Below are 14,101 nucleotides of genomic sequence, written 5' to 3' on the forward strand. Positions count from 1 at the left end.
GTGGCGAACACCGTCGATCCGGTTCAGGGCTTGTGGCGCTCCGTGCTCGCCAGCCTGACCACCGACGACCGCATCACGCCGCAGCTGCACGGCTTCATCTCGCTGGTCGAGCCGAAGGGCGTCCTCGCCGGCACGCTCTACCTCGAGGTGCCGAACGACCTCACCCGGGGCATGCTCGAACAGCGGATCCGTACCCCCCTCCTCGAGTCGATCGCCGCCCTGGGCGACGCGACCGTCTCGAGCTTCGCCATCACGGTGAACCCCGACATCACGCCCGACACGCTCACCGAGCAGTCGGAGACGTCCGAACCCGCGCACTACATCGAGGCCCCGTTCGTGCCGGCCCCGGTCGAGTCGCCCTCCACCGGCAAGCGCAACGACTCCCGCCTCAACCCGAAGTACAGCTTCGACAACTTCGTCATCGGCGCCTCCAACCGCTTCGCCCACGCGGCCGCCGTCGCGGTCGCCGAGGCGCCGGCCAAGGCGTACAACCCCCTCTTCATCTACGGCGAGTCCGGGCTCGGCAAGACGCACCTCCTCCACGCCATCGGCCACTACGCCGAGAGCATGTACCCGGGGATCCGGGTCCGCTACGTGAGCAGCGAGGAGTTCACGAACGACTTCATCAACTCGATCGCGAACAACCGGGCCAGTCTCTTCCAGCAGCGGTACCGCGAGATCGACATCCTGCTGATCGACGACATCCAGTTCCTGCAGGGCAAGGACAGCACGCAAGAGGCGTTCTTCCACACCTTCAACACGCTGCACGACCACGACAAGCAGCTCGTGATCACCAGCGACCTGCCGCCGAAGCACCTGACCGGCTTCGAGGACCGCATGCGCTCGCGCTTCGAGTGGGGTCTGATCACCGACGTGCAGGCGCCCGACCTCGAGACCCGCATCGCGATCCTCCGCAAGAAGGCGCAGAGCGAGAAGCTGCAGATCCGCGACGAGATCCTCGAATTCATGGCGACGAAGGTCTCGAGCAACATCCGCGAGCTCGAGGGCACCCTGATCAGGGTCACGGCCTTCGCCAGCCTGAACCGCACGGCGGTCGACCTGCAGCTCGTCCAGACGGTGCTGAAGGACCTCATCACGCTCGACGAGGACAACATCATCGCGCCGGTCGACATCATCAATCACACCGCGGACTACTTCAAGCTCACGGTCGACGACCTCTACGGCTCGTCCCGCTCGCAGGCGATCGCGACCGCTCGACAGATCGCCATGTACCTCTGCCGCGAGCTCACCAGCCTGTCCCTGCCCAAGATCGGGCAGCTGTTCGGCAACCGCGACCACACGACGGTCATGTACGCGAACAAGAAGATCAGCGAGCTCATGAAGGAGCGCCGCTCGATCTACAACCAGGTCACCGAACTCACCAGCCGCATCAAGCAGGACACCCGCTACAAGTAGGTCTGCGAGACAGGAGGAGGCACGGGTCGCCGACACCGCGCCTCCTGCGTCCGCCACTCCCCAGGGCTTCGACCACCGGTCGGAGCCCTTTCGTGCGCTCCGGCGCCTCGTGGCACCCGTGCGACGGTCCCCCGGAGAGAGGACGTTCCCCACAGTGTGGATAACTTGTGGAAACTCGTGGATAACGTGGGGTCGACCTGTTCACGGATCCCGAGGGCCTGTGAGCGGAGCCCCTGGGTCGAGATCGTGTCGTTCGACGAGGGCCTGCGTGGATCCCCATGTATCCCACAAGTCACACGGGTGTAGTTCCCTGTCGCCAGGCGGTTTTTAACAGGTTATCCACACTGTGCACAACGGTTAAGACTGTTAATCCTGGATTACAAGAAATTGGAGAAGAGACAACCTTGTGGATGGATCGAAGGCCACGGCCTCTGCGCTCCACCTCGGGATCAGCCCGAGATTTGCTGTGCCAGTATTAACCGGCCATCACGAGCGCGAAGTCGATAGGGGTCTTACGTGAAGTTCCAGGTCAACCGTGACGTCTTCAGTGATGCCGTGTCGTTCGCCGTCAAGCTGCTGCCACAGCGCACCACGCTGCCGATCCTGAGCGGTGTGCTGATCGACGCGCACTCCGACGGGCTGACGCTGTCGTCGTTCGACTACGAGGTGTCGGCTCAGACCGACATCCCCGCCGAGGTCGACGAGCCGGGCACCATCCTCGTCTCCGGCCGACTGCTCGCCGACATCGCGAGCCGACTGCCGAACGCACCCGTCACGTTCTCGACCGAAGAGAACCGCATCGCCGTCAGCTGCGGATCCGCGAACTTCTCGTTGCTGAGCATGCCCGTCGAGGAGTACCCGACCCTGCCCACCGTCGGTGAGCGCTCGGGCCTGGTCCCCGGTGACGCCTTCGCCTTGGCCATCTCGCAGGTGGCCGTCGCCGCCTCCCGCGACGACGTCACCCCGGTCATCACCGGTGTGCAGCTCGAGGTCACCGAGAACGCCCTCTCCCTCGTCGCCACAGATCGCTACCGCGTGGCCGTCCGAGGCATCGACTTCGATCCCGGCACCGTCGCGAGCACCGAGACGACGAGTGCCCTCGTGCCGGCCCGCACCCTGCAGGAGGTCGGCAAGACCTTCGGCAACGCCAGCACGGTGTCCGTCGCCATCACCGGCAGCGACGAGCGCGAGCTCATCGCGTTCCAGGCCGACAACAAGACCGTCACGTCGTTGCTCATCAAGGGCAACTTCCCGCCGGTCAAGCGGTTGTTCCCCGAAACCGTCGAGAACTACGCCGTGATCAACACGGCCGAGCTCGTCGAATCGGTCCGTCGCGTCTCGCTCGTGCTCGAGCGCGAGGCGGCACTTCGTTTCACGTTCACGATCGACGGCCTCACCCTCGAGGCCATCGGCAGTGAGCAAGCGCAGGCGTCAGAGTCGATCGATGCGTTGTTGACGGGAGAGGACACGGTTGTCTCGTTGAAGCCGCAGTTCCTCCTCGACGGTCTCGGTGCCGTTCATTCCGAGTTCGTCCGCATCTCCTTCACGAAGACGGAGAATCCCAACAAGCCTGGTCCCGTGCTGATCACCAGTCAGTCGTCGCAGGACCAGGCGGGGGCTGACAGCTACAAGTACCTGCTGCAGCCCAACCTCCTCCTGCGCTGACGCGCGAAACGACCGGGGCGCACCATCATCGCGCCTCCCCAGAACAAAGGAACCTCATGCACATCGGCCTCGTCGGTCTCGGCAAAATGGGCAACAACATGCGCGCTCGTCTGCGCAACGCGGGCATCGACGTCACGGGCTACGACGCCAACCCCGACGTCTCGGACGTCGCCAATCTCGGCGCCCTGGCCGCGGCCCTGCCCTCGCCTCGTCTCGTCTGGGTCATGGTGCCGCACGGCCAGATCACCGACGCCGTCATCAAAGACCTCTCCGAGGTGCTCGAGCCCGGTGACCTGGTCATCGACGGCGGCAACTCGAAGTGGCTCGACGACGAGGTCCACGCGACCCTCCTCGACAGCAAGGGCATCCGCTACATGGACGCCGGCGTCTCGGGCGGTGTCTGGGGCCTCGAGAACGGCTACGGCCTGATGGTCGGTGGCGACGCCGCCGACGTCGAGCGCGCCATGCCCGTCTTCGACGCGCTGCGCCCCGAGGGACCTCGCGAAGAGGGCTTCAGCCACGCGGGTGCCGTCGGCGCCGGCCACTACGCCAAGATGGTGCACAACGGCATCGAGTACGCGATCATGCAGGCGTACGGCGAGGGTTACGAGCTCCTCGAGGCCAAGGGTCTCATCGAGGACGTGCCCGCCGTGTTCAAGGCATGGCAGCGTGGCACGGTCGTCCGTTCCTGGCTGCTCGAGCTCATGGTGCTGGCCCTCGAGGCCGACCCCAAGCTGGAGGCGCTGTCCGGCTACGTGGAAGACAGCGGCGAGGGCCGCTGGACGCTCGAAGAGGGCATCGCCCACGCCGTCCCGATGCCGGCGCTGAGCGCGTCGATCTTCGCGCGCTTCGTGTCGCGTCAGGGTGAGGGCTCGCCGACCATGAAGGCCGTCGCCGCTCTCCGCAACCAGTTCGGCGGCCACGCCGTCAAGAAGGCCTAGTCGGCTTCTCGGCCCGCGTGCGAGTACTGCATCTCAGCCTCACCGACTTCCGGAACTACGCATCCGCCGAAGTCGCATTCGCGCGCGGGCCGAACCTCTTCGTCGGCAGTAACGGCCAGGGCAAGACCAATCTGGTCGAGTCCCTCGGCTATCTGTCCAGTCTCGGATCCCACCGGGTCTCGAGCGACACGGCGCTGATCCGCCAGGGGGCCGATTCCGCCATCGTGCGGGCGCGGCTCGAGAACGACGACCGGCAGTTGCTGGCCGAAGTCCAGATCAACCGGTCGTCGGCCAATCGGGCGCAGGTCAACCGCGGCGCCATCAAGGTGCGCGAGCTGCCGCGCTACTTCTCCAGCGTCCTGTTCGCCCCCGAAGACCTCGCGCTCGTCCGCGGTGAGCCGTCCGGGCGCCGACGGTTTCTCGACGAGCTGCTGGTGGCCCGATCGCCTCGCTTCGCAGGCGTGCTGTCCGACTACGAGCGGGTGCTCAAGCAGCGCAACACGCTCTTGAAGTCGGCCCGCGCCTCCGGCGTGAAGTCCGGGCAGCTCGGTACCCTCGACATCTGGGACGAGCGCCTCGTCACGCTCGGCAGCGAGCTGGTCGCGGCTCGCGACCGGCTGGCCGCCGATCTCGCACCCGAGGTGGCGCGCGCCTATGCCTCCGTCGCGGGTGAGGACCACGCGGCGCGCGTCTCGACCGTGCTGAGCATCCGGGGCGCGGCCCCCGACGACGAGACGACCGCGGCCGAGGCGCCGACCGAGGCGATCCCGGCCGACCAGGTCGCCGACGTCTTCCGTGCCGCCCTCGCCCGGGTGCGGCCGTCCGAGCTCGAGCGCGGCGTCACCCTCGTCGGGCCGCACCGCGACGATCTCTTCCTCTCGCTCAACGCCATGCCCGCGCGCGGCTATGCGAGCCACGGTGAGTCGTGGTCGTTCGCCCTCGCCCTCAAGCTGGCGTCGGCCGCCGTGATCCGGGCCGACTCGATCACCGGCGACCCGGTCATCGTGCTCGACGACGTCTTCGCCGAGCTCGACCGGTCGCGGCGGGAGCGTCTCGCCGACGCCGTCGCCGACTACGAGCAGGTCCTCATCACGGCCGCGGTCGAGGCCGACGTGCCCGAGCGCCTGGCCGCGCACACCGTGCGCATCTCGAAGGGCACGATCGTCGAGGCCGACGAGCTGCCGGCGGAGCCGACCGCCGATGAGTGACGAGCGGCGAGGCGACGAGACCCCCGACGCGGCAGCCGGGGAGGCGCGGGCCGAGACCGCGGGAGACCCGGCGACCGCGGGCGACGTCGAGAACGACCCCGCGCCTCCGGACAGCGAGGCGCAGCGCGTCTACCTCAGGTTCCGCCGCGTGTTCGGCGATCCCAGCAATCGCTCCCGGGACGCGCGTCGCCGCAAGGCCATCAAGCTCGGGGCGCCGAGCCAGCCGTTCGGCCTGGGTCGCGAGCCGAAGGGCATCGCCGACGTCCTCCTGGGCGTCACCACGGAGCTCGGCTGGAACAGCACGCTGGCGCAGTCCGACCTCATGACGGCCTGGCCCGAAATGGTCGGCGACGAGCTGGCCGGGCACTCCCACCCGGTGGGCATCGACGACGGCACGCTGACCGTCCAATGCGATTCGACGGCCTGGGCGACGCAGCTGCGACTGATGCGCGGACAGGTCACGACGACGATCGTCACGCGGTACCCCGACGCGGGGATCGCCTCGGTGCGTTTTCTGGCACCCAACGCCCCGACCTGGAAACGCGGCCCCAGATCGGTTCCAGGGCGGGGTCCTCGCGATACCTACGGTTGAGGAGGGTAAATCGTCCATCCGGCCGGTGAAAATCCGTCTATGGGCCGATTTTGCCCCGTGCGCGACACGCCTGCGGTAGACTCGGAAGGTCGTCCGAGACCGCCCGACGAGTGGGCGTGAGACCGGGCGTCGAACTCTGACTCAGCCGGCAGGAGCCCCCACGCACATGTCACCGAATCCCACCGACGCCCAGCCCGACGACTCCTACGGCGCCAGTGCGATCCAGGTGCTCGAGGGTCTCGAGGCGGTCCGCAAGCGTCCCGGCATGTACATCGGCTCGACCGGCCCTCGTGGTCTGCACCACCTCGTCTACGAGATCGTCGACAACTCGGTCGACGAGGCGCTGGCCGGGTACTGCGACCACATCGAGATCACGATGCGCGAGGACGGCGGCGTGCGCGTCGTCGACAACGGCCGAGGCATCCCGGTCGACATCCACCCGATCGAGAAGCGCTCCACGGTCGAGGTCGTCCTCACCGTGCTGCACGCCGGCGGCAAGTTCGGCGGTGGCGGGTACGCCGTCTCGGGTGGTCTGCACGGCGTGGGCAGCTCGGTCGTCAACGCCCTGTCCAGCGAGCTCGACGTCGAGGTCCGCCGCCAGGGCTCGGTCTGGCGTCAGAGCTTCACCGACGGTGTCCCCGTCGCTCCCCTCGCCCAGGGCGAGGACGACGACACGACCGGCACGACCATCACGTTCTGGCCGAACGCCGAGATCTTCGAGACCGTCGAGTTCGACTACGAGACGCTGCGCACGCGGTTCCAGCAGATGGCCTTCTTGAACAAGGGCCTCCGTATCGAGCTCAGCGACGAGCGCGTCCAGGCCGAAGACGAGACGGCGCGTCATGACGTCTTCCACTACGAGCAGGGCCTCGTCGACTACGTCGAGTACCTCAACGCGACCAAGAAGGTCGAGACGGTCCACCCTGACATCATCTCGTTCGAGTCGGAGGACACCGAGCGCAAGATCTCGCTCGAGGTCGCGATGCAGTGGAACACCTCTTACCAGGAGAGCGTCCACACCTACGCGAACACGATCAACACCCACGAGGGCGGCACCCACGAAGAGGGTTTCCGTGCCGCGCTGACGACGCTCGTCAACCGGTACGCGCGCGAGAAGAGCATCCTCAAGGAGAAGGACGACAACCTCACGGGCGACGACGTCCGCGAGGGTCTCACCGCCGTCATCTCGATCAAGCTCGGCGAGCCGCAGTTCGAGGGTCAGACCAAGACGAAGCTCGGCAACACCGAGGCGAAGTCGTTCGTGCAGCGCGTCGCCGGCGACCAGCTCAACGACTGGTTCGACCGCAACCCGACGCAGGCGCGCGACGTGATCCGCAAGGCGATCCAGGCGTCGCAGGCACGCCTCGCGGCCCGTAAGGCGCGCGAGCAGACCCGGCGCAAGGGGCTGCTCGAGTCGGGCGGCATGCCCGGCAAGCTGAAGGACTGCCAGAGCAAGGACCCGGCCGTCAGCGAGATCTTCATGGTCGAGGGTGACTCGGCCGGCGGTTCGGCCGTGCAGGGGCGCAACCCCGAGACGCAGGCGATCCTGCCGCTCCGCGGCAAGATCTTGAACGTCGAGAAGGCCCGCCTCGACCGTGCCCTGGCGAACAACGAGGTCCAGGCCATGATCACGGCGTTCGGTGCCGGCATCGGCGAGGACTTCAACCCGGACAAGGCCCGGTACCACAAGATCGTGCTGATGGCCGATGCCGACGTCGACGGCCAGCACATCACCACGCTGCTGCTGACACTCCTCTTCCGCTACATGCGTCCGCTGATCGATCTCGGCTACGTCTACCTCGCGCAGCCGCCGCTCTACAAGATCAAGTGGAGCAACGCGCCCCACGAGTACGTCTACAGCGACGCCGAGCGCGACGCCCTGCTCGTCTCGGGCAAGGCCGAGGGCAAGCGCATCCCCAAGGACAACGCGATCCAGCGCTACAAGGGTCTCGGCGAGATGGACTACAAGGAGCTCTGGGAGACCACGATGGACCCCGAGACCCGCACCCTGCTGCAGGTGACCCTCGACGACGCCGTGGCGGCCGACACCATCTTCGACACGCTCATGGGCGAGAACGTCGAGTCGCGACGCAACTTCATCCAGCAGAACGCGAAAGACGTCCGCTTCCTCGACATCTAGCGCTGCACCCGGCCGACCGGGAGCACAGCCGCGCCTCGCGGTCGACATCGAGGCAGACACGACAGACGGAGAATCATGGCCGACGAGCCGAACGACAGCACCGAGGGCGCACCCGAGGGCGATGGCGCTCAGACCTTCGCCGCCGCGGTGAAGCGCGACAGCATCGAGCAGGTCGACCTGCAGCTCGAGATGCAGCGCTCGTACCTCGACTACGCGATGAGCGTCATCGTCGGTCGAGCCCTGCCCGAGGTGCGCGACGGTCTCAAGCCGGTGCACCGTCGTGTCATCTACGCCATGTACGACGGCGGCTACCGCCCCGACCGCGCGTTCTCGAAGTGCTCGCGCGTCGTCGGCGACGTGATGGGGCAGTTCCACCCGCACGGTGACTCGGCCATCTACGACGCGCTCGTCCGTCTGGTCCAGCCCTGGAGCCTCCGCTACCCCCTCGCCCTCGGCCAGGGTAACTTCGGCAGCCCCGGCAACGACGGCGCCGCAGCCCCGCGGTACACCGAGACGAAGATGGCGCCGCTCGCGCTCGAGATGGTCCGCGACATCGACGAGGACACCGTCGACTTCCAGGACAACTACGACGGTCGCACACAAGAGCCAGCCATCCTGCCGAGCCGGTTCCCGAACCTCCTCGTCAACGGCTCGGTCGGCATCGCCGTCGGCATGGCGACGAACATCCCGCCGCACAACCTGCGCGAGGTGGCGTCCGGTGCCCAGTGGTACCTCGAGAACCCCGAGGCCTCCCGCGAAGAGCTGCTCGAGGCGCTCATGCAGCGCATCAAGGGCCCCGACTTCCCGACCGGCGCGCAGATCCTGGGCGTCAAGGGCATCCACGACGCCTACCGCACGGGTCGCGGGTCGATCACGATGCGCGCCGTCGTCAGCGTCGAAGAGATCCAGGGCCGCACCTGCCTCGTCGTGACCGAGCTGCCGTACCAGGTCAACCCCGACAACCTCGCGATCAAGATCGCGGACCTCGTCAAGGAGGGGCGGGTCGGCGGCATCGCCGACATCCGTGACGAGACCTCCGGTCGTACCGGTCAGCGCCTCGTCATCGTGCTCAAGCGCGACGCCGTGGCGAAGGTCGTGCTGAACAACCTCTACAAGCACACGTCGCTGCAAGAGAACTTCGGCGCCAACATGCTGGCGATCGTCGACGGGATCCCGCGCACGCTGGCCCTCGACGGCTTCATCTCGGCGTGGGTCGACCACCAGATCGACGTCATCGTGCGTCGCACCCGGTTCCGCCTCAAGAAGGCCGAAGCCGATGCGCACATCCTGCGTGGCTACATCAAGGCCCTCGACATGCTCGACGAGGTCATCGCCTTGATCCGCCGGTCGCCGACCGTCGAGGAGGCGCGCGAGGGTCTGATCGACCTGCTGGGCGTCGACGAGATCCAGGCCTCCGCCATCCTCAACCTGCAGCTTCGCCGCCTGGCCGCCCTCGAGCGCCAGAAGATCCAGGACGACCACGACGAGCTCGAGCGCAAGATCCTCGACTTCAAGGACATCCTGGCCAAGCCCGAGCGGCAGCGCTCGATCGTCAGCGACGAGCTGGCCGAGATCACCGACAAGTACGGCGACGACCGCCGCACCGAGATCATGTTCGGCTTCGACGGCGACATGAACGTCGAGGACCTCATCCCCGAAGAGGAGATGGTCGTCACCATCACGCGGGGCGGCTACGTCAAGCGCACGCGCAGCGACAACTACCGCAGCCAGCACCGCGGCGGCAAGGGTGTCCGCGGCGCCCAGCTCCGCGCCGACGACGTGGTCGAGCACTTCTTCGTCACGACGACGCACCACTGGCTGCTGTTCCTGACGAACAAGGGCCGCGTCTACCGGGCCAAGACCTACGAGCTGCAGGAGGCCGGCCGCGACGCCAAGGGTCAGCACGTCGCCAACCTGCTGGCGATGCAGCCCGACGAGCAGATCTCGCAGGTGCTCGACATCCGCGACTACGAGGTCGCCGACTACCTGGTGCTCGCCACCCGCGACGGTCTGATCAAGAAGACGGCGCTGACCGAGTACGACACCAACCGAACCGGCGGCATCATCGCCATCAACCTGCGCGACGACGACGAGCTCGTCTCCGCGCTGCTGGTCGACGAGCACGACGACCTGCTGCTCGTCTCCCGCCACGGCATGTCCCTCCGCTTCACCGCCACCAACGAGTCGCTGCGCCCCATGGGCCGTTCGACCTCGGGTGTGAAGGGCATGACGTTCCGCGAGAACGACACCCTGCTGTCGGCCTCCGTCGTCGGCGAGGAGGGCTTCGTCTTCGTCGTCACCGAGGGTGGCTACGCGAAGCGCACCGCCGCCGACCAGTACCGCGTGCAGAACCGCGGTGGGCTCGGCATCAAGGTCGCCAAACTCGCGGAGGCGCGGGGCGACCTGGCCGGCGCACTCATCGTCGGGGAGGACGACGAGGTGCTCGTCGTGCTGTCCGGAGGCAAGGTGGTAAGGTCTGCCGTGGCCGAGGTCCCGGCCAAGGGGCGTGACACCATGGGCGTCGTCTTCGCCCGATTCGCGGCCGACGATCGCATCATCGCCATTGCCCGCAACACAGAACGGAACCTCGAGGCACAAGCCGACGAGGCTGTAGAGGCCGATGTCGCCGACTCCACCGCTGACGCTTCGGCGCCCGCTGTGACCGAGAACGGTGACGCCGATCTCGAGACGACGACCGGCACGGCGGAGGAGACCGCCGGAGAGGAACCGATCAATGAGTAGCAGCGTCGCCGACCGGCTTCAGCGCAAGGCCAAGAGACCCGCCGGAACGAAGCAGGTCCGACTCAAGCTCGTCTACATCGACTTCTGGTCGGTCGTGAAGCTGTCGTTCCTGATCTCGGTCGCCCTCGGCATCGTGACCGTCGTCGCCACGTTCTTCGTCTGGCTGATCCTCAACCAGACGGGCATCTTCAACGACCTCGACAGCCTGCTGCAGGACATCCTGGGCGACGCGAACTTCTCGATCCAGGACACGTTCTCGCTCAGCCAGATCATGCTGTTCTCGATCGTGGTCGCGATCTTGAACGTCGTCGTGGGCACCGTGCTCGGGGCCATCGTGGCGGTGCTGTACAACCTCAGCGTCAAGGTCACGGGCGGTCTGCTCGTCGGTTTCACCAACAACTGACGTCGATTCGGTCAAACCGTCGTGGTGCTGTAAGCTTTACGACGGTCCGGGGGCTATAGCTCAGGCGGTTAGAGCGCTTCGCTGATAACGAAGAGGTCACAGGTTCAAGTCCTGTTAGCCCCACTCCCCATGCACGACCCGGGGCCTTAGCTCAATTGGTAGAGCGCCTGCTTTGCAAGCAGGAGGTCAGGAGTTCGATTCTCCTAGGCTCCACGAGAATGCATTGCCCCTGCTTGTCGACTGCGTCGACTTCGCGGGGGCATTCTTCGTTGTGCTCGTTTGGCCGCGCCGCCGCTCCTGCGGCGCGGCGTGCGGCTTCGCCGCCGCCGGGGGACCGGCTACTTCGTCGCCGTCCAGTGCCGGGGTTCTGCGGACACCGTGACGAGCGCGGGAGGCGCGGGGTACGCAGAAGGCCCGGCTCACGTGGACGTGGGCCGGGCCTTCTGACGAGGTGCGAGGACTACGCCTTCGTGTCGGCGTCGTCGTCGGCGACCCAGAGCTCGTCGTCGGCACGAAGGGTCTGGACGGCTGCGAAGACGAGGGCGCCGAGGGCGACGACTCCGACGCCGATCAGCAGAACGCCGCCGACACCGGGGCCGGACTTCTTGGCGGGCGTGTACTTCTTGGCGACCTTCTTGCCCTGCTTCTTGGCCTTCTTGACGGCCTTCTGCACGCGGGGGTCGTTCGCGAGGTCGACGTTGTCGAGCAGCTTCGAGAAGGTCGGGTAGACGTCGTGCTTCAGACGGTCCTGAGCGACGGTGGCGTAGTGGCTGCCGGCGGCGAGGCCGGTCGCGACGGCGGGACGCACGTTCTGGTCGACCGCCTTCTGGACGCGGGGCACGACCTCCTTGTTGGCGGCCTTGACGGCGCTGTCGCGCACGTCGCCGACGAACTTGCCGGCGTGGTCGAAGACGACCTTCTGCTCGCTCCACACGTCGAAGGCGTGCTTCTTGAACTTCTTGAGCTCTTTCTTCTGCTTGCGTGACAGCGGCATGAGCGATTCCTCCAACGGTGTGGCAGCGGGCCTGGACGTGCCAGAACGACTGGCAAGCCCATCCTTGCACGCAGCTTGCTGGCAGGTAACACCACGGTCACTGTGCGGTCGCTGATCTGTTCAGGCCCCTGTGAAAGAATGTCGCCCATGTCTACGCACACTGCTGTCGCCACGCTGAACACGAACCACGGTCCCATCAAGGTGAACCTGTTCGGCAACCACGCCCCCAAGACGGTCGCGAACTTCACCGGCCTCGCCACCGGCACCATCGAGTGGACCCACCCTGCGACCGGCAAGGTCAGCACCGACAAGCTGTACGACGGTGTCGTCTTCCACCGCATCATCAAGGACTTCATGATCCAGGGCGGCGACCCGCTCGGTCAGGGCATCGGTGGCCCCGGCTACCAGTTCGACGACGAGATCCACCCCGAGCTCACCTTCCAGGAGCCCTACATCCTCGCCATGGCGAACGCCGGCACGCAGGGCGGCCGCGGCACGAACGGCTCGCAGTTCTTCATCACGACCGTCGCGACGCCGTGGCTGCAGGGCAAGCACACCATCTTCGGTGTCGTCGCCGACGACGAGTCGAAAAAGGTCGTGGACGCGATCGAGGGTGTCTCGACCGACGGACGCGACAAGCCGCTCGATGACGTGGTCATCGAGAGCGTCACCATCGACGAGGTCTGAGTGAGCCAACCGCCGGTCGACACGGCGAACTTCTGCTACCGGCACCCCGACCGGCAGAGCTTCGTCCTGTGTCAGCGCTGTGGTCGGACGATCTGTTCGCAGTGCCAGACGCCGGCTGCCGTCGGCGTCCACTGCCCGGAGTGCGTCCGTGAGGCCCGAGCCAGCGCGCCGCGCACCAAGCCGGCCCTGCTGACCCGCGTTCGTGGCGCCTCCCGGCGGGGTGTCCCGGTCGTGACCTACTCGATCATCGGCGTGAGCCTGGTGATCTGGCTCCTCCAGCAGGTGACCGGCGGCGCCGTCACGAACGCGCTGCTCTTCTACGCACCGTTCGCGTTGAGCGAGCCGTGGCGAATCGTCACCTCGCTGTTCGTGCACGGGTCGTTCTTCCACATCGCGTTCAACATGTATGCGCTGTTCATCTTCGGCGGCGAGATGGAGCGTCAGCTCGGTCGAGCTCGTTTCGCAGCGCTGTACTTCGTCGGCGGCATCGGAGGGTCGGCCGCGGTCGCGGTGATCGCGCCGCAGAGCCCGGTCGTCGGTGCATCGGGGGCGATCTTCGGTCTGATGGTGGCGTTCTTCATCATCGCGCGCAGCCTCGGTCGCAATGCCGTGCAGTTGCTCGTGCTCGTGGCCATCAACCTCGCCATCGGTTTCGTCCTGCCCGGCGTCGCCTGGCAGGCGCACGTCGGCGGCATCATCGCAGGGGCCGCCGTCGCCTGGGTCTTCACGAAGACACGGCACCGGTCGAAGAAGCCGATCCAGATCGGCGCGATCGCCGCGATCGGGGTCGTGCTCATCGCAATCACCCTGGTCAGATCGGCTCAGATCCTCGGACTGGCCTGACCGGCACTCGGCACACGAAGAAGGGCGACCCCGCGGGGTCGCCCTTCTTGTGCAATCTGGCCTGGTTATCCACAGCTGTTTACACAGGTGTGGATACTTACACATGTGTAACTTCGAAGCTGCGTTCGACTCGTGTCAACGCCACCGGGTCGTCATCAAGAACCCGATGAACATGATCCCGAAGCCGATGAGGATGTTCCACGAGCCGAGGGAGGGGACGGGCAACAGGCTCTGGCTCACGTAGAAGACGATGATCCAGGCGAGGCCGACGAGCATGAACCCGAACATGACGGGTTTGAACCACACCGGATTCGGTGCGTCTTCGCTCGTTCGAGCCGCCTCGGGGCTGCGGGCAGGCTTGGATGGTCGCTTCACGTCTTTGGCCATGCGGCATAGTGTAGCGGGGCACGGGTATATCTCCTGGTGAGACCCCTGATCGTCCCTCGAGGGCTCTCGTTCGGGGCCGCACC

At 66.6% G+C, this 14,101-nt stretch carries 12 protein-coding genes and 2 tRNA genes; 12 read left to right on the plus strand and 2 right to left on the minus strand.

Annotation, left to right across the window (positions count from 1 at the left end; all coding sequences use genetic code 11):
• The 10 genes from dnaA (at window position 1) to ACPEEZ_RS00050 (ending at window position 11,320) form a co-directional block, all read left to right on the plus strand.
• A complete protein-coding gene (dnaA, locus tag ACPEEZ_RS00005; protein ID WP_423921053.1) occupies window positions 1–1,416 on the plus strand; it encodes a chromosomal replication initiator protein DnaA in 1,416 nt (471 codons plus the stop codon).
• A gap of 516 nt (window positions 1,417–1,932) precedes the next feature.
• Window positions 1,933–3,081 (plus strand): DNA polymerase III subunit beta, encoded by a 1,149-nt coding sequence (dnaN, locus tag ACPEEZ_RS00010; RefSeq protein WP_423921055.1) that lies wholly within the window; start codon window positions 1,933–1,935, stop codon window positions 3,079–3,081.
• Window positions 3,078–4,022, plus strand: coding sequence for a phosphogluconate dehydrogenase (NAD(+)-dependent, decarboxylating) (gene gnd, locus ACPEEZ_RS00015; protein ID WP_423924300.1), 945 nt, complete (start codon window positions 3,078–3,080; stop codon window positions 4,020–4,022). Before dnaN ends, gnd begins: the two co-directional genes overlap by 4 nt.
• Window positions 4,023–4,039: 17 nt before the next feature.
• Window positions 4,040–5,230, plus strand: coding sequence for a DNA replication/repair protein RecF (gene recF, locus ACPEEZ_RS00020; RefSeq protein WP_423921059.1), 1,191 nt, complete (start codon window positions 4,040–4,042; stop codon window positions 5,228–5,230).
• Complete coding sequence (locus ACPEEZ_RS00025) at window positions 5,223–5,822, plus strand: DUF721 domain-containing protein (protein ID WP_423921062.1); 600 nt, start codon at window positions 5,223–5,225, stop codon at window positions 5,820–5,822. Before recF ends, ACPEEZ_RS00025 begins: the two co-directional genes overlap by 8 nt.
• Window positions 5,823–5,988: 166 nt before the next feature.
• Window positions 5,989–7,962 (plus strand): DNA topoisomerase (ATP-hydrolyzing) subunit B, encoded by a 1,974-nt coding sequence (gene gyrB, locus ACPEEZ_RS00030; protein ID WP_423921065.1) that lies wholly within the window; start codon window positions 5,989–5,991, stop codon window positions 7,960–7,962.
• 75 nt (window positions 7,963–8,037) lie between these two features.
• Window positions 8,038–10,704 (plus strand): DNA gyrase subunit A, encoded by a 2,667-nt coding sequence (gene gyrA, locus ACPEEZ_RS00035; RefSeq protein WP_423921068.1) that lies wholly within the window; start codon window positions 8,038–8,040, stop codon window positions 10,702–10,704.
• On the plus strand, window positions 10,697–11,107 hold the full coding sequence (locus ACPEEZ_RS00040; RefSeq protein WP_423921071.1) for a DUF3566 domain-containing protein: 411 nt from the start codon (window positions 10,697–10,699) through the stop codon (window positions 11,105–11,107). The genes gyrA and ACPEEZ_RS00040 overlap by 8 nt, the downstream gene beginning before the upstream one ends.
• A gap of 49 nt (window positions 11,108–11,156) precedes the next feature.
• Window positions 11,157–11,230 (plus strand) — tRNA-Ile (locus tag ACPEEZ_RS00045).
• 17 nt (window positions 11,231–11,247) lie between these two features.
• A tRNA-Ala gene (locus tag ACPEEZ_RS00050) sits at window positions 11,248–11,320 on the plus strand.
• A 247-nt stretch (window positions 11,321–11,567) separates the two neighbouring features.
• Here ACPEEZ_RS00050 and ACPEEZ_RS00055 read toward each other — a convergent pair.
• A complete protein-coding gene (locus ACPEEZ_RS00055) occupies window positions 11,568–12,101 on the minus strand; it encodes a hypothetical protein (protein WP_423921073.1) in 534 nt (177 codons plus the stop codon).
• 147 nt (window positions 12,102–12,248) lie between these two features.
• Here ACPEEZ_RS00055 and ACPEEZ_RS00060 point away from each other — a divergent pair, with 147 nt between their 5' ends.
• Together ACPEEZ_RS00060 and ACPEEZ_RS00065 are read left to right on the plus strand one after the other, a co-directional pair.
• The gene (locus tag ACPEEZ_RS00060; protein WP_423921076.1) at window positions 12,249–12,788 is read left to right on the plus strand and encodes a peptidylprolyl isomerase; all 540 of its coding nucleotides are present in this window, start codon (window positions 12,249–12,251) and stop codon (window positions 12,786–12,788) included.
• Window positions 12,789–13,631 carry a rhomboid family intramembrane serine protease gene (locus tag ACPEEZ_RS00065; protein WP_423921078.1) on the plus strand — a complete coding sequence of 281 codons (843 nt, stop codon included), beginning with the start codon at window positions 12,789–12,791 and terminating at the stop codon, window positions 13,629–13,631. It abuts the gene before it with no gap.
• A gap of 135 nt (window positions 13,632–13,766) precedes the next feature.
• Here ACPEEZ_RS00065 and ACPEEZ_RS00070 read toward each other — a convergent pair whose 3' ends face one another.
• A complete protein-coding gene (locus ACPEEZ_RS00070; protein WP_423921081.1) occupies window positions 13,767–14,018 on the minus strand; it encodes a cell division protein CrgA in 252 nt (83 codons plus the stop codon).
• Window positions 14,019–14,101: the final 83 nt, after the last annotated feature.

Source organism: Frigoribacterium sp. 2-23 (genome assembly GCF_049601585.1).
Lineage (GTDB): Bacteria > Actinomycetota > Actinomycetes > Actinomycetales > Microbacteriaceae > Frigoribacterium.

Excerpts from the sequence above, each read along its gene's own strand:
- ACPEEZ_RS00025 (WP_423921062.1), top strand. The coding sequence starts at position 5,223 with ATGAGTGACGAGCGGCGAGGCGACGAGACCCCCGACGCGGCAGCCGGG.
- gyrB (WP_423921065.1), top strand. The coding sequence starts at position 5,989 with ATGTCACCGAATCCCACCGACGCCCAGCCCGACGACTCCTACGGCGCC.
- gyrA (WP_423921068.1), top strand. The coding sequence starts at position 8,038 with ATGGCCGACGAGCCGAACGACAGCACCGAGGGCGCACCCGAGGGCGAT.
- ACPEEZ_RS00040 (WP_423921071.1), top strand. The coding sequence starts at position 10,697 with ATGAGTAGCAGCGTCGCCGACCGGCTTCAGCGCAAGGCCAAGAGACCC.
- ACPEEZ_RS00055 (WP_423921073.1), bottom strand. The coding sequence starts at position 12,101 with ATGCCGCTGTCACGCAAGCAGAAGAAAGAGCTCAAGAAGTTCAAGAAG.
- ACPEEZ_RS00060 (WP_423921076.1), top strand. The coding sequence starts at position 12,249 with ATGTCTACGCACACTGCTGTCGCCACGCTGAACACGAACCACGGTCCC.
- ACPEEZ_RS00070 (WP_423921081.1), bottom strand. The coding sequence starts at position 14,018 with ATGGCCAAAGACGTGAAGCGACCATCCAAGCCTGCCCGCAGCCCCGAG.